Source organism: Streptomyces sp. NPDC002076, from assembly GCF_053593835.1.
In genome coordinates, this window is sequence record NZ_JBSFDI010000009.1 from 296,412 (window position 1) to 311,845 (window position 15,434).

Sequence of the window (15,434 nt, forward strand, 5' to 3'; positions counted from 1 at the left end):
AAGGGCTCGATCACCTATGCCTGCACCCGCGCACCTTTTGCCCGTACCGCCCCCGTTGACCGAGCTGGAATGCGACCTCGCCCGGTGGGCGGACGACGGCGGCCCCCTCCACGAGCCGCGCCCGCGCCCGCAGGCCGCGCAGTGGCTGCGGATCTCCGCCGCCCTGGGGGAGCGGCTTCCGGAACTGGCCGCACGCGAGGACGTGATCGTCACCTGCGAGCCCGGCACCCGCTCCGGCGCCCCGGCCGCCTTCTACCCCGCCCTCGCCCAACTGGAAATCGACGCGGGCCTGTTCGCCCCGCTCAACCCCGCCACCATCCACCCCGCCCGAGTCGGCGACGAGCTGCGCTACCCGGCCGCCTGGGGCGCCTTCACCCACGAAGCCGCCCACGCCGCCCACAGCCGCTGGAGCACACCAGCCGCCCTGCGCGGCACCGCGCTCGATGTGGCAGCCCAGCTCCTGGAAGAGGCACGCGTGGAGAAGGCGCACCTGGCCCGCCGCCCCGGCGACCGGGGCTTCCTGCGGGCCGCCGTCCAAAGCCTGGTCCTGCCGGACTTCACGAGCCAGACGCCCACCGACCCATGGCAGGCCGGGGCGGCGGCGGGGCTGATCCTGGCCCGCCGGGACGCAGGCATCCTCGACCCGGACGAAACCCAGCCCCTCAACGAGGCACTGACCACCCTCCTCGGCCCCGACCTGCTGAACACCCTCGCGCAGATCTGGACGGCCGCCCACGCCACCGCCGACGACGACGCACAGGCGATGATCAAGCACGCCGAGGCCTGGTGCCAGGCCCTCGGAGCCACCCCCGAGGCACCGGAACCCGCCCCCGACCCCACCGGCTCCAGGGGCGAACTCGCCGACGTGGTCGGCAAGATCGCCGCAGCAGTGGCGGCGAACGAAGCCGAACAAGCGGCGGCCCAGGCCCGCGCCAATGCCGCCAGCAGCACCCGCGCCCGTGCCAAGGCAGCCCAGGCCGCCCACGCCCGGCAGGCGGCCGAGATCGCCAAGAAGGTCTTCACACCCGGGGCACGCCCCTTCACCCCCGAAAGCCAGCGCAGCAAGTCCCGTTACGCCCCCTCCCCGGTGACCGGTACCCGCCCGCCCACCGCCGGGGAGAAGGCAGCGGCGGGACGGCTGGCCCGGGCGTTGCGGGCGGCGGCCTACCGGGAACGCACCGTCACCGTCACCGCGTCGGCGGTCCCGCCCGGGCGGCTGAGCATGCGCGGCGCCCTGGCCCGGGACGCGCAGAAGGCGGCGGGCGCCCTCCCCACCGCCCAGCCCTGGATCCGCACCCAGCGATGCCAAGGCCCCACCCCGCCCCTGCGGGTGGGTATTGCGGTCGACGTCTCCGGCTCGATGCACGCAGCCGCAGCCCCGATCGCCTCGGCCGCCTGGATCATCGCCAAGGCCGCCGCGCTGACCGACCCGGACTCGCGCACCGCAACCGTCGCCTACCGCAGGGCCCTGACCGCGATCACCGCACCCGGCCGCACACCGGCCCGGGTGACCGAGTTCGACGCCGACGGTGGCGGCCACAGCCTCGCCGAGGCCGCCGACGCTCTGACCGCAGCCCTCGACCTCACCACACCCGGCGCGGGCCGCCTGCTGGTGATCGCCTCCGACGGCCGCTACCGCCCCGACGAGGCCACCCGTGCAGCCGACCGCATCATCACCCTCCGTGCGGCGGGGTGCGCGGTGCTTTGGCTCGCCTTCGAACCCGACCCCCGCCCGCTGCCCGGCGCCACCCTCCTGGAGCTGACGGACCCGGCCCAGGCCGTCACCGCGATCGGCAAGGCCGCCACCGCCGCCCTCGCCGCCACCAACCCCTAACCCGCCAGTGCTGCCCCGGTAGGCCCGGGGCGGCACCCCGCCACCCCGTCACCGTTCACCCACCACGACCGCGAAGGAGCTACACGCTCATGACGTCACTCGCTGAACGCGCCCATGCCGCCGCCGTGTTCATCCGGCACAACACCGCCGTCAGCCCGCATGGCCGCTACCGGGGCGAGGAACACGCCCGCACCGCCGTACGGCTGGCCGCCGCCCTCGGCCTCGGCCTGGACCAGATCACCACCGCCCCCGACTGGCAGCGCCGCCGCACCACCCCAGGCGAGCCGGTCCTGGCCACCGCCACCTGCCCCGACACCGGCGAGCAGTACGTCTTCCTTGCGCGCTTCCCGATCTACGACGACGAAGCATTCGAACTCCTCGGCCCCTGCCCCGAATGCTCCGGCCAAGTCCCGCTCGCCTTGGTCCGGCACCTCGCCGACCTCGGCACATATCTGGCCCGCCCGCCGCTCAAGCCCGGCGACATCCCAGAGGCGGACACAGTGCCCGACACCTTCAAGGTCGACGAAGGCCATACCGGCACCTGCCGCTACGGCGAAATCCACTGACACCCCTGCCATCGCCCGCTCGACAGGAAAGGGACCGCCAGTCATGACCCACCACATCAGCCGCCCCCGGGGCACCGCAGCCCGGATCAACATGCATTCCACACCCGCCCGTTCGACCTCCGACCCGCAGATCAGCCCTGGGCCCGGCACCCAGTCAGTACGAACGGTCCTCGGCGAGGACGGCTACCGGCGTCTGACCGGCCAGTGCCTGCAGCGCGGTACCGCGCTCGGCGTGCTGGCCTGCCTCGTCCGGGACACCGCCCGCGAGGCCGACCGACTCCACGGGAAACTGCGCCGCCACGCCGCCCAGGTTCGCGACTGCCTCGGCGATGTCCTCAACCCCCGCCTGGACGCGGCATCTGTCCCGGTCACCGGCCTGCTCGCCAGCACAGGCCACACCACCGACCTGCACGCCGCACGCTTCGCCCAGCAAATGAACCAGCTCGTCCTCGTCCTGGAGAGCTACCAGGCCGCCGTACGGCACACCGGAGCCGCGTGACCCGGCCCAGTTGAGCATGCCGGGGGCCCACAGCCGGGCCCCTGGCCCCTCTCCGCCACTGGCACAGCGGGCCGGGAACACCACATCGGCCCGCACCTCCCGGAAGGACCTCTCACCATGCCCGCTCCCGAAGCACCACAGCACCACCTGCTGGTACACCAGCTCCTCCGCCACGCCCACACCCTCCTCGCAGCCGCCGACAACGACGAAGCCCTGCCACTCGTCAGGCTGCTGGCCCTCGCCGTGGACCACATGCCGGCCCAGGACCGTGCCGACCTCGACGCACCCGACCTCGCCTGGGCCGTAGCCGAGGCCGCCGTACAGCTCCTGGCGTGCACTCGCACCCCCATCCGACCCCAGGACCCGAACGTGGCGAGCTGCCTTCGGGCCCTCGACCAGTTGCCGCTTGCGGCTCGCACGGGCCTGCTAGCGGCGGCGGTGCGGCGCACCACCCGCGACCCGGGCAACGCTGAACCGCCCGTTCTCGACGTCCCCGCTCAGGACGGCAATCGCGCTGCCCGGCACCGCGTGCCAGGCCACTGCCCATGTCCGTGCAATGACGGCGGCTTCTGTAGTGGTTGCGGGCACGCAGGCTGTGGAGGACGACGACGCTCTCAGCCGTGACATGCCCATAGCCGGCTGTGCAGGGCGCGACCGCCAGAGCGTGTGTCCGCCATCGGAGTGATCTTGCGAGCCGCCCCGTCGCATCGTGCGAAAGCTCCAGGTTGAGCAGCGCATGAAACGCATCATGAGTGTGGGCGCCGCCATGGCCATGGCTTGCGTTCTACCGACAGCGGGACCGGCGGCCGCCTCGACCAGCGCCTGTACACACCACTGGTCGGGTCCCCAGGTCTGCATTCGTCTGCATGGCCGCAACGGGTGGAACCGGGTCACGGCCATTTGGACCAATCCGCCTGGAGCCGTGAAGACGAAAAGCGTGTGGCTCACTTTGGACGGCAAGCAACTCGGACGGACGGAGACCGCCCGCCGGGTGGGCAAGACATTGAGCTACACCTGGTCGGCCTTTGACACCGGCACCGACACGAAGGTCTGCGTGAAGTTCGCGAAGATCAACCGCGTGGCCTGTGACACGACCAAGTACAGCGGCGTTCCTGGCCCTGTGTAGGCATTCGGGGCTGCGCCCATAGCGTCGATCCGGTGGCACACTGCGCGCAGGAGCTACCCCGGCGAGGTCAAGCGGCTTGCCTCAAACGCCTGCGCTCGCTCGCCAAGACCGTCATGGAGAGAGTGGGAGCTGTCCATGGCCATGGACAGCCAGGTGCGTGCCGGGCCCGACGCCCGGATTCACCGGGGGCGGGGGCTGACGCCCCTGACCCTGGAGCGGCTCAACCCATATGTGTCACCGCGTAGTCCCCGTCTGAGGACCCCGCGTCGTCAGGCGTCGCTTCCGGCCGCGAGGCCGTACTGCGCCAGAGCCGGCTGCAGGCCGAGACCGTTGCCACCAGCAGAAGCCCGTCCCGGATCAGCAGTACGACAGGTCCCTACGGGCCAGCCACGTGTGGGGCGTTGAACGGCAAGAGCACGACAAGGCCAGCTGGCAACCATTTTTGGACAGCAGCCTGCCGCTGACGTGCATCGATGTACTGGGGCGACTTGCATAGGCGTTACTGACGCCTACTAAGGTTCTCAACCGCAACGCGTGAAACCAGCTTGAGCGAGCACGCGCAGAGCAACGGGGAGGAACGGGGGATGGGTTACACGATTCCAGGCTGGCTGGACCAGGTCCTGGACTACATCGGCATTCACTTCCCGAATGTCGACGAGGACGACTACCGTCACATGGCGACTGCCATGCGGGAGTTCGCCGACAAGTTCGAGGGGCACGGGGCGGATGCGCACAAGGCGGTGGAGCAGATCCTCGCCTCGTCCAAGGGCTGGGCCGTGCACTCGATGCAGACCCACTGGAACCACGTGAAGGCCGGCCACCTGGACAAGATCCCGGAGCTGGCCCGTCTGTTCGCCGATGCCTGTGACGTGGTCGCGGACATCATCTTCGGGATGAAGACGAAGGCCGAGGCCGAACTCGCCGTCATGGCGGGCTCGGTGGGCCTGTCGATCGGAGCCGCCTTCCTCACCGGGGGCCTTTCCGCGGTCTTGGGCGCGGCCGAGATCACGGCCATGCGGCAGCTGGTGAAACGTATCATCGACGAGGCCGCCGACCAGATCGTGAACGAGCTGATCGCCAAGGTCACCGAGCCGGTCAACGCCAAGCTGGAGGCGATGGTCGAGGACGCGGTCCTGAACCTGGCGAACGACGCATTCTCCCTGCCTCCCGACCCGGCTGGCGCGGGCCCGCATGTCGGCGGTAATGATGCCGGCGGGCACGTTCATGGCCATGGACATGGCGGCATGCAACTGGCTTCGGCGGGTGGTGCGAGCGGCGGCTTCGTCCTCGCCTCCGCGGGCGGCGGCGGCGGTGGTGGCGCCGACCTCCACATCGACCACGAGGAGTTCGAGAGCGGCGCCGGCAAGGTCTCCTTCCACGGCAGCGAACTGCACCTGAACAGCGCGGCACCGCTCGGCCGGGCCAAGGGATTCTTCGGCCGCACCAAGGGCAAAGACCCCTTCACCCGGGCCTTCGACTCCGTCCTCGAAGGCGCGCTACATGGCTCCGAGAAGGCCCTCGGCAAGATCTCCAAGCACCTCACGGAGACAGTGCCGGACCGGGTCAGGGCCGCCTCCCGGCTGCACAAGCACAACGACCTCGACATCGGAGACCGGCTCCACGGCATCGACGCTCACAAGGGGAACAGAGGCGGTAGTGCGGGGCACGGCGGCGCCCCTGCTTCCGGACGCAAGCTGGAACAGGACCTGAAGATCGACTCGGCGAAGCTGTCCCAGCAGGCTCGCGCGCTGGAAAACAAGGACACGTGTGGCGACCCGATCGACATGGCCACCGGCCAGATGATTATGGCCCAGACTGATGTGGAACTGCCTGGAGTGCTGCCCTTGGTCTTGCGGCGCACCCACCTGTCCGGCTACGCCATCGGCCGATCCTTCGGTCCCTCCTGGGCCTGCACGCTCGACGAGCGCCTGGAGAAGGACGACTCGCTGGGCGGCTATTGGTGGCACCGGGAAGACGGCTCCTCCCTCGCTTACCCGCGTCTGCCCGATCTGCCGGGCGACCGGGTGCGCCCTGCAGAAGGCGTACAGCTACCGCTCACCTACGTCACGCGCGGCACCACGTATGTGCTGACGGCAGAGGACCCCCGCACCGGGCTCATACGCCACTTCGAGGCTTCCGCGGCGCGAAACGGCGTGTGGTGGCTGGTCAGCATCGAGGACCGCAACGGCAACACCGTCACGGTGGAACGCGACGAGCACGACGTCCCGACCATCGTCACTCACACCGGCGGCTACCGCATCAAGATCGACACCAGCCCCCAAGGCGATCGCGTCACCGGCTTGTTCGCACTCACCGATGACGCTGCACTCCGACTGCGCGCCTTCAGCTACAACGAAGCCGGGGACCTTGCCGAGGTACGCAACGCGGTCGACGCCGCGACAGCCTTCAGCTACGACGAAGCTCATCGCATCACCGGCTGGCGCGACTCCAACAACACCGAGTTCACCTACGTGTACGACGCCGCCGGCCGTGTGATCGAAACCCGTGGCACCGACGGAATCCTCAACGCCCGACTCGCCTACGGAGACGTCCGCGAGGACGGCAGCAGTACCGCCACCTACACCGACTCCCTCGGGAACTCCACGATCTACCGCGCCAACCGGCGCGGCCAGATCATCACTGTCACCGACCCGTTCGGACACACCACCACCCAGCAGTGGGACCGCCACGACCACCTGCTCTCCCGCACCGACCCGCTCGGACGCACGACCCGTTGGGAGTGGGACGCCGCCGGCGACCTCGTCACCGTCACCGCTCCCGACGGCGCCACCAGCCGAACCGAATACAACGACCTCCACCTGCCGACCCGGTGGACGGGCCCGGACGGTTCACAAATCCGCCAGGAATTCGATGGGCACGGCAACCGCACCTTGGTAATCGGCCCGGATGGCGCCGTCACCCGCTACACCCACCACCCGACGGGTGCGCCCGCCACCATGACGGACGCATTGGGGGCGGTACTGACGATCGAAGCCGATCCGGCCGGACTGCCGCTGGCCCTCACCGACGCCCGCGACGCCCGCACCGAATGCCATCGCGACGCGCTCGGCCGGGTCGTCTCGCTGACCGACGCCCTCGGCGCCACGACTTCCCTCGCCTGGGATGCAGAGGGCCGCCTCCTCGAACGCACTGCGGCCGACGGCACGCGCGAGACCTGGCACTGGGACGGCGAGGGCAACTGCCTGCAGCACACCGAAGCGCTCGGCACATCCACCCACCACACCTACGGCCCCTTCGACCTCCTGCGCTCGAGTGTGCTGGCGGACGGATCCACATACACCTTCACCTACGACACCGAACGGCGTCTCACCGCTGTCACCAATCCCTACAGCCTGACCTGGAGTTTTCGCTACAACGAGCGCGGTGAACTCCTCTCGGAGACGGACTTCGACGGCAGGACCATCACCAGCGCCTTCGATGCCGCCGGGCAACTGGCCTCACGCCGTATGCCGGACGGCCGCACCTGGACATTCACCTACGACGCGGTCGGCCGACTCGTCACCAAGGACGTGGACGGGGCATGCACCAACTACTCCTACGACGCCGCCGGACGGCTGGAGCACGCCCGAACCGCCACCTCAGAGCTCACCCGCACCTACGACGCCGCCGGCCGTGTCCTAGCCGAGACGGTCGACGGGCGCACCATGCGCTACCGCTACGACGCACTCGGACAGCGCACCGGACGCACCACTCCCACCGGAGCAGTCAGCGAGGAAACCTGGGATGCCGTCGGTAACCGCACCGGCCTGCAACTGGGCCAGGCACACCAGTTGGCCTTCGAACATGACCTGCTGGGCCGCGAGATCCAGCGGATCCTCAGTGACCACGCCGGGCTCACATCGCAGTGGGACGAGCTTGGCCACCTGACCCACCAGACGCTGCACGGCAGCGATCGCCGAATACGCGAGCGCCACTTCAGCTACCGCGCCGACGGCATGCTGACCGGCATCAGCGACCTCGCCACCGGCCGCACCACGCAGTTCCAGCTGGACCCGATGGGCCGCCCCCTGACCGTCGCCACCGGCTCTCAGCAGACCGAGGCGTACCGCTACGACTCGGCGGGCAACCAGAGCTTCGCCGACTGGCCGGGCGGCCCTGCCACGCCAGATGCTGCAGGTGAACGTACGCTGGACCGCACCCGGATGCTGACCGCGGGACGCACCACCTACCGCTACGACGAGGCCGGCCGGGTGGTCGAACGCCACAAGAAGCGCCTGTCCCATAAGCCGGACATCTGGCGCTACACCTGGGACCCAGAAGGCCGGCTCACCTCCTGCACCACCCCCGACGGCACCGTCTGGCAGTACCGCTACGACCCATTGGGGCGACGCACCGCCAAATGCCGCCTCACCGCAGAAGGCCAGGCCGCAGAAGAGATCCACTTCTCCTGGGACGGCACCCGGCTGGCCGAAGAAGCCAACACCAGCACCGGCACACTCCTGTCCTGGGAATACGACGGGTACCGTCCTCTGACCCAGTACGAACGCAAGCCCCATACCCAAGACGAGTTCGACACCCGCTTCTTCGCCATCGTCACCGACCTGATCGGCACCCCCACCGAACTCGTCGACGAACAAGGACGCATCGCCTGGCAGACCCGTACCACCGTATGGGGTACCACCGCCTGGAACACCGGCGCCACCGCCTACACCCCCCTGCGGTTCCCCGGCCAGTACGCCGACCCGGAAACCGGCCTGCACTACAACTACTTCCGCCACTACGACCCCGAAACCGGCCGCTACACCTCACCTGACCCCCTGGGCCTTGTCCCCGCACCCAACCCCGTCGCCTACGTAGCCAACCCCCACAAGCAATTCGACCCGCTCGGCCTGACACCCTGCGACGAGAACGACGTCACCTGGGGCGGGCGCGTCCACTACCGGGAACCCGGTCCCGGCGGAAGGGCCCAAGGCGTCACCGCCACCCTCACCCGCAGCATGATGGGCGGAAAAACCGACCCGAGAGTCGACCCGGCTGGCTGGGAAAGCAACAAAGGATTCAACCGGGCCCACCTACTGGGCGCCCAGATCGGCGGATCCAACAAAGACCCGCGGAACTTCGTCACCATGCACTCCTACGCCAACAGTCCCATGATGAGACGCTACGAAACCCAAGTACGCAAGGCTGTGGACAAGGGGGAGGTGATTGAATACTCCGTCACTCCCGTCTACAAGGGAGACAGCGTCGTCCCCGAAGGCGTCTGGCTGGAGGCACAAGGCTCCGACGGATTCCAGTTCATGCCCAAAGGCGCAACCACGGGCACCAACCGCATTTACATCCCCAACGAACCAAAACGCTGAATGAAAGGACAGTTGCAGTGAACGAGCACGTACGGCGCCTGATCAGCATGCTGGGAGCGGACACATCCGGCGCACAGCAGCAGGACTGGTCCGGTATCGAGTCGGAACTTCAGGTGCGGCTCCCCACCGACTACAAGGAGTTCATCGAGCAAGTCGGCGGCGGCAGGATCGACAGCTACCTGTACGTTCTCGCACCGTCCTCTCCGAACCAGCACTACGACCTCGCCAAGCTGACCGCCGAACGGGAAGAGGCATACGAAGACATCTTCGACTTCGAAGACAAACCCGCCGAACTCGAACCGGAGGGAAGCCGCATCATTCCCTGGGGCACGACAGACAACGGCGAATGGCTCTTCTGGCGGATCCTTCCCGACCAAGAACCCGACGAATACGCGGTACTGATCAACGAAGCACGCGGTGAAGGCTGGGAGTTCCACGAACTCGGATTTGCCCAATACCTAACTGCCGTGCTGGAAGGCGACATTCAGTCAGACATCTTGTCATCGGCGTTCCCCACCAGCCCGCACGACTTCGGCAAGTTCACGCACACTTCCTGACGACCTTGTGTTGGTTAGCCGTGGCCTGCGGTCTAGCTGGCCGCGGCCGAGCAGGAGTGGGGGATCGCCCGCAGACGGGTCGATACAGTGCTGGCTCCGGACGACGCCGACACCGCCAGGGCCCAGGCCGCCGTGAATCCGCAGAATGCGGACGCGCCGCCGACGGCCCGGGATGCGGCGAAGCCGAAGACGCTGATGCCGGTGTGGCGCCAGGGGCTTGCTTGGTCGGTGTTGTCGACCGACTACCAGCGCATCCTCAAGGCCCTCGCGGATCGGGGCCGGCTCGGCCAAGGGGCACTGGCCTGCCAGGAGATGGCCGCCGCGTTCGGCATGGACGTGGTGCTGGCCCGGGTAGAAGCACTGCGGTCGAAGGCGAAACGCCTGGTCGCGCGCGGCTGGCTGGCCGAGCTGGCGCCGGGCCGGTTCACACTCGCCCGCGATGTGGCGGGGCCGGGCGGCGGGTCATGAGCCCGGCCATCGACCAGTAGATCATCGCTTCGGCGCTGGTGGTGCGGCGTTCGTAGTCGCGTGCCAGGCGGCGGGTGCGCATCAGGTGGGCGAAGAGGCGCTCGACGACCCACCGCTTGGACAGCTGTCGGCGTACACGCGAACGTACCCAGCCGCGTACAGGTGAGCGTGCTCAGCGTCCGGGTACGCCTGATCGTGGGCAGCGCCGTTACAGAGCCCAGATGTGGAGGGCGTGATCGAGGTTGGACACGGTGTACCAGGTGCCGTCTCCGAGAGCCCTGGGCAGGCCGGACACCTCGAAGGGATAGGTGATCTGGTCGATCAGCTGCATGTGGACCGCGTCGACGAGCCAGTGCCGGCCTGTGCCGAACTCCTCGTCGCTCTCGACGGTCCCGACGACGAGGGTGTTTTCGTCGACGAAGCCGCCCTCGTAGTCGAAGAACGCCTGCGCCTCGTCATCTGTGGTCTCCTCCTCGAACGCGGGATGCAGGGGAAGCACGTCCGCGTTCAGTTCGGCCACCACGGAGCCGTCGGTGACCAGATGAACGGCGAGAACGTCCTGGTCATGGGTCACTGTGAGCAGACGATCTCCGCTCGGGCTCACCCCCAGCAGGACACGGTCCTCGTCGCCGAAGCTGTGGACAATGAGGGCGTGACCGTCCCACTTCCCCCAGCGCAGGGGTGATCCGTCCTGGCCTTCTCCGATGGTCAGACCCATCTGGCCGGGGTCCGGATGCGGAACGTGGACGGAGCCCGCCGCGACCGTGCGAGTCTGGGTGCGGGCCAGCACCGTGCCGTCAGCGGCGTCGATGACCAGCCACTCTTCCCCGCGGTCGTGGTCCGGGGCGTCGTGCTCCAGAGGACCGTGGACATGGGCCCACACGGTCTTCCCGTCCGAGGAGAAACCGGCCGAGCCACGGTTGGCATAGCGGTGGTCTCTGTCGTCCGCGTACTCGGAGAAGTCCGTGTGCCCCGCGCAGCCTGCCCAGCAGCGGTGCCGCAGTTCCCACCGTGGGCTTCCCGTCTGGTCGACGGCTCGCACTGCATGCGGTCCGGCGAAGACAACCAGGTCAGCGGCAGGCGACACTGCGCTCGTGCCGAACCGGCAAGGCCAGGGCGCGGGAAAGGAGATGGTCGAGGCCGTGGCCGGCGGCTGGACTTCCTGGGCGATCAGCTCTGTGTCCCCTCGCTGTACGAGGAGCCGCGATGTGGGCCGGGGCTCCAGATGAGGCGCTGCGTCGGCCCCGGAGAACGGGAGAGGGGCCGCGAGCGTAGTCACAAGGCGAGCAAGGCGGGGCACAGGCGCTCCGAAAGGACTGGGGACTCTTGCCGGGACCTTATGACAGGCCGCTGACCCCCTGCGCATTCAACCCTCTTCGCAGCACTGACCAGGATGCACGGGACCGGAGGGAGGCGGAAAGCGGGCACGTTTCTCCGTACCCGCCTGGGCACAGAAGGGCGTATCCCGACAACAGCACCACGAAGCCACGCATGTCGTCGCTGCGTTTGACGATCGCCAGGGCCAGGGAGAACGCGGCCAGGCAGTGCTCGACGAGGCTGCCGGTGTAGCCGCCGTCCGCCCAGACGAGGGCCAACCGGTAGTGCGCCTGCCACTTGCTCAAGCAGCACCCGGGCGGCGGTTCGGTCGCCGATGTCCGCGGCGGTGACCCTCACGCCCAGTAGCAGGCCAAGGGTGTCGACCACGACGTGCCGCTTGCGCCCGTTGACCAGCTTGCCGCCGTCGAAGCCGCGACTGTCCGATCCGACGACGGCATCAGCCTTGACCGACTGTGAGTCGATCATCGCAGCCGTCGGTTCCGGATCCCGGCCCACCTTCTCGCGGACCTGTCCGCGCAGCCGGTCGCGGAACTCCCTGACCAGGCCATGGTCACGCCAGCGGCGGAAGAATGCATAGACCCGGTCCCACGGCGGGAAGTCCCAGGGCATCGCGCGCCACTTGATCCCGTTGTCCACGAGATACCGGATCGCATCGAGCCTGGCACGGTGGCAGTACGCCTCCGGCCCGCCGCCCCGGCCACGCAGCCAGCCCGGCACCGGCAGCAGCGGCCGGACCACGGACCACTCCGCGTCCGTCATGTCCGAGGGATACCGCCGAACACGTTCCGGATGATCGGCCGCATGCCCGAACCGGTCAGCGACACAATCACGCGCCGGTACAGCCGAGTTGAACTCCACCGGCGCGAGCACGTACAACTGCCGCAACAGGGTCGCCTGGATCTCGGTTGGCTTCGCAACCCCGAGCTACCAAGAGGCCCTGTTCTCATGCCCGCGGCCAGCAGCAATCACTCGATCGAGACTCCCGTTCGACGCGCACCTCTCAAGATCGGAACGACAACAGCTCTCCGCGATCGGCATGTGCTGGACGTAGGTGCCTACGGTGCTGACGCAGGTGGCGGGACCGGGATGAGCGTTTCCTTGTCGGCGGATCAGTGCCCGATAACGCAGGGCAATGGGCACCCCAGACAGCCGTGTTACCTTCTCGTGCCGCCTTCTCAGGCCGGTCACAGACTTGATCCAGAAAGAGGCAGAATGCGCCCGTTGCGGTTCCTCACCGCCACCCTTGCCTGCACCGCACTCACCGCACTCGCCACGGGGTGCGGGTCCCATACCGCGGCCTCCGCCAAAGTGGGCGGCACCCCCGCGGCGCCCTCAACCGCGCCGACCTCGCAGCTCACCGGTCTCACCGCCCAGCAGATCTCCGACAAGGCAGAGAATGCACTGAAGCATGCCTCGTCGCTGACTATAACCCTCGAATCGAAGGGAAACGGCAAAACGAGCGGCACCATGAGGATGGACCGGGTGGGCCACTGCGACAACCGGCTGAGCATGGGCGCCCAGGGCAGCTTCCACATGATCAAGTCGGACGGGCAGGTTCTGATGCAGCCCGACCAGGCCATGATCACAGCAATGGGCGTCCCCGCCGCCGCGAGGAATCGGCTCGCGGGGAAGTGGCTCAACCTCACATCCTCGGCGGACATGAAGGACCTGGCGAAGTTCTGCGACCTGAACGCCTTCCTCAAGGAGGTAGCGACGGACGACAACGAAACCGACATCGCCAAGTCCGGCACCGCGACGATGGGCGGAGTGCCAACGGTGGTACTGAAGGGCCGTGACACCGACGGCTCGCTGATGTACCTCTACGTGGCAGCGACCGGCACGCCGTATCCGCTGAAGATCGCAAGGCCTACCGGCAAGGACGCCGGCACGGCGCTCTTTTCCCGCTACGACGACCCCGTCACCGTCCAGGCTCCGCCGAAGGACCAGATCATCGGCGTCTCACAGCTGACGAGCTGATATCCGCCGTCAGAGGGTCAGGCCTCACGCGTCGTCGACACGAGGTGGACTCCGCGGCCGCGAACGCGAAACACTGCAACAGCAGGGCCTCCTGGGGCTGCTCGTGGCTTCAACAACCTCCGAGCTACCAAGAGGCCCTGCCTTCATGCGCCGCCCTGCCGAAGACCACCCAGCCGAGGAACGTCACCGGGCCTCACGTTCGAGCGACGGACGCCAACATCGGTACAGCAACAGCTTCTAACCTTGATCTTTATCCTCGCTGCTGTTTCAAGCGGACGTGTTCGGTGAGGGTTTCGGCTCGTTTCACGGTCTTCCCCGGTTCGTGGCGTGGGGCTGGCCTGCGGTTTTTCGAGCCGGGTGGGCGCCCGGGGCCGGGCTTGGAGGGTTTGGGCACGCCCGCGGGACGGGCGGTCCTCTCGCGGAGGTGGCGGAACCCTCGGCGGACCCGGGCTGGTGTGAGCCGACGTGGCTCAGCGGGCCGTTCCCAAGGGCGGCGCAGATCCTCGGCGAGGGGCCGGGCGAGGCGGAGCTGGGTGTGGGCGACGATGATCAGCCAGGTCCACAGGTCGGCGGTCGCGGGGTCGCGGACCTTGGGGACCGTCCAGCCCAGGGTCTGCTTGAACAGCCGGAAAGTGTGCTCAAGATCGAATCTGCGCAGGAACGCCTGCCAGCGCACATCGACGTCTTCGCCGGTCAAGCCGGTGCGTGAGGACCACAGCCAGACGGGTTTCGGGTCGCGGTCGCCTGGCAGGCGGTCTACTTTGAGACGGATCAACGTGCCGTGGATCAGAGGGAGTTCGCCGCAGTGGTCGAGCCAGGGGCCGCGGGCGGTCAGACGGGGGTGCATCCGGTCCCAGGCGAACGATTCGGCCCGGCCGTAGCGGGTGGTGTCGCAAGTGGTTGCCTGGTCGGGGGTGTGCCAGGAGTCCGGCTTGGAGAAGGTGAGAACGCCGCCGTGCTTGCGGGGCTGCCCGCCGCGCGGGGTCGAGCGGCGCGGGCCGGCGTCGCGGAGCATCACCCGGTCCGAGCGCAGCCGGCCGACCAGTTCGATGGGCAGATCGGCCAGGACGTAGGCGAGGCGGGTGACGTCGTAGCCGGAGTCCATCACGACGAGGATGTCCGTGTCGCCCGGCCGCCACTGCCCGGCGCACACCAGTCGGGTGAAGACGTCACGGATCTGGGCGGCGGTCACCGCCGTGGCGTCGTCGGCCGGCCCGAGCCGGATCGCGTCCAGTACGGCGGTCCACGAGGTGCGTCCCGTCTCCAGGGCGGCGACGAAGGAGTAGGGCCAGCCGGGGATGAACTGATCCGCGCTGCGGCCTCGCCCGTAGACGTGGCAGAACAGCAGATCAGGGCTGGTGGGGGCGTCGGGACGCAGCCAGTTGCTCACGTCCACCGCGAGCACGATCCGCCCGTCGGCGGCCCGCGGCAGCGGCGTGGAGGCCAGCAGCCTGCGCAGGCGGCGCGGCTCCAGCCAGCCGTGGTTGACCGCGTCGTACATCGCCCCGTGCCCGCGCCGGTGCTCGGCCGTGAGCGTCAGCTCGACCAGCGATGTCACCGGGCCATCGGCGCACAGCACCGCGTCGGTGAGCTCGAAGAGCGCATCCGCACGGCTGTAAAGGCAGTCGTAGAACTCGACACGAAAGTGGGACAGCACGCTCAGCGCGGCGTCAGCGGGACCTGCAGAAGCCAGACTCTTCACAGCGGCCGTTCCTTCACGCGACGTTGCTCGACACCTCGAAGCGTGA

At 68.5% G+C, this 15,434-nt stretch carries 11 protein-coding genes and 2 pseudogenes; 8 read left to right on the plus strand and 5 right to left on the minus strand.

Going from position 1 to position 15,434, the window contains the following annotated elements; genetic code table 11:
• The first annotated feature begins 16 nt into the window (after positions 1 to 16).
• The 7 genes from ACWCQS_RS21420 to ACWCQS_RS21450 all read left to right on the plus strand — a co-directional run bounded on the left by ACWCQS_RS21420 (position 17) and on the right by ACWCQS_RS21450 (position 10,371).
• Positions 17 to 1,834, plus strand: a complete 1,818-nt coding sequence (locus ACWCQS_RS21420) for a VWA domain-containing protein (protein WP_451005881.1) — start codon at positions 17 to 19, stop codon at positions 1,832 to 1,834.
• A gap of 89 nt (positions 1,835 to 1,923) precedes the next feature.
• Entirely contained in the window at positions 1,924 to 2,400 is a 477-nt protein-coding gene (locus tag ACWCQS_RS21425; protein ID WP_451005882.1) for a hypothetical protein, read from the plus strand.
• 43 nt (positions 2,401 to 2,443) lie between these two features.
• Positions 2,444 to 2,899: a hypothetical protein gene (locus ACWCQS_RS21430; RefSeq protein ID WP_451005883.1), complete on the plus strand. Its 456-nt coding sequence runs from the start codon at positions 2,444 to 2,446 to the stop codon at positions 2,897 to 2,899.
• 709 nt (positions 2,900 to 3,608) lie between these two features.
• Entirely contained in the window at positions 3,609 to 4,025 is a 417-nt protein-coding gene (locus tag ACWCQS_RS21435) for a hypothetical protein (protein ID WP_451005884.1), read from the plus strand.
• Positions 4,026 to 4,609: 584 nt separating this feature from the next.
• Entirely contained in the window at positions 4,610 to 9,346 is a 4,737-nt protein-coding gene (locus ACWCQS_RS21440; RefSeq protein WP_451005885.1) for a DUF6531 domain-containing protein, read from the plus strand.
• 17 nt (positions 9,347 to 9,363) lie between these two features.
• Positions 9,364 to 9,903: an SMI1/KNR4 family protein gene (locus ACWCQS_RS21445; protein ID WP_451005886.1), complete on the plus strand. Its 540-nt coding sequence runs from the start codon at positions 9,364 to 9,366 to the stop codon at positions 9,901 to 9,903.
• A gap of 36 nt (positions 9,904 to 9,939) precedes the next feature.
• Positions 9,940 to 10,371, plus strand: a complete 432-nt coding sequence (locus ACWCQS_RS21450) for a hypothetical protein (RefSeq protein ID WP_451005925.1) — start codon at positions 9,940 to 9,942, stop codon at positions 10,369 to 10,371.
• On the opposite strand, the pseudogene ACWCQS_RS21455 reads toward ACWCQS_RS21450, so the two are convergent.
• The 4 genes and pseudogenes from ACWCQS_RS21455 to ACWCQS_RS21470 all read right to left on the minus strand — a co-directional run.
• Positions 10,328 to 10,501: pseudogene (locus tag ACWCQS_RS21455) on the minus strand (transposase); the annotation flags it as partial. The gene ACWCQS_RS21450 and the pseudogene ACWCQS_RS21455 sit on opposite strands and share 44 nt — an antisense overlap.
• 78 nt (positions 10,502 to 10,579) lie before the next feature.
• The gene (locus ACWCQS_RS21460; RefSeq protein ID WP_451005887.1) at positions 10,580 to 11,413 is read right to left on the minus strand and encodes a hypothetical protein; all 834 of its coding nucleotides are present in this window, start codon (positions 11,411 to 11,413) and stop codon (positions 10,580 to 10,582) included.
• Between the two features lie 295 nt (positions 11,414 to 11,708).
• Positions 11,709 to 11,993, minus strand: a complete 285-nt coding sequence (locus ACWCQS_RS21465) for a hypothetical protein (protein WP_451005927.1) — start codon at positions 11,991 to 11,993, stop codon at positions 11,709 to 11,711.
• A 43-nt stretch (positions 11,994 to 12,036) separates the two neighbouring features.
• Positions 12,037 to 12,468: pseudogene (locus ACWCQS_RS21470) on the minus strand (transposase); the annotation flags it as partial.
• Between the two features lie 549 nt (positions 12,469 to 13,017).
• Here ACWCQS_RS21470 and ACWCQS_RS21475 point away from each other — a divergent pair.
• The gene (locus tag ACWCQS_RS21475; RefSeq protein ID WP_451005888.1) at positions 13,018 to 13,686 is read left to right on the plus strand and encodes a hypothetical protein; all 669 of its coding nucleotides are present in this window, start codon (positions 13,018 to 13,020) and stop codon (positions 13,684 to 13,686) included.
• Between the two features lie 250 nt (positions 13,687 to 13,936).
• On the opposite strand, the gene ACWCQS_RS21480 is transcribed toward ACWCQS_RS21475, so the two are convergent.
• A complete protein-coding gene (locus ACWCQS_RS21480) occupies positions 13,937 to 15,388 on the minus strand; it encodes an NF041680 family putative transposase (RefSeq protein ID WP_451005889.1) in 1,452 nt (483 codons plus the stop codon).
• Positions 15,389 to 15,434: the final 46 nt, after the last annotated feature.

Excerpts from the sequence above, each read along its gene's own strand:
- ACWCQS_RS21420 (WP_451005881.1), top strand. The coding sequence starts at position 17 with ATGCCTGCACCCGCGCACCTTTTGCCCGTACCGCCCCCGTTGACCGAG.
- ACWCQS_RS21425 (WP_451005882.1), top strand. The coding sequence starts at position 1,924 with ATGACGTCACTCGCTGAACGCGCCCATGCCGCCGCCGTGTTCATCCGG.
- ACWCQS_RS21430 (WP_451005883.1), top strand. The coding sequence starts at position 2,444 with ATGACCCACCACATCAGCCGCCCCCGGGGCACCGCAGCCCGGATCAAC.
- ACWCQS_RS21440 (WP_451005885.1), top strand. The coding sequence starts at position 4,610 with ATGGGTTACACGATTCCAGGCTGGCTGGACCAGGTCCTGGACTACATC.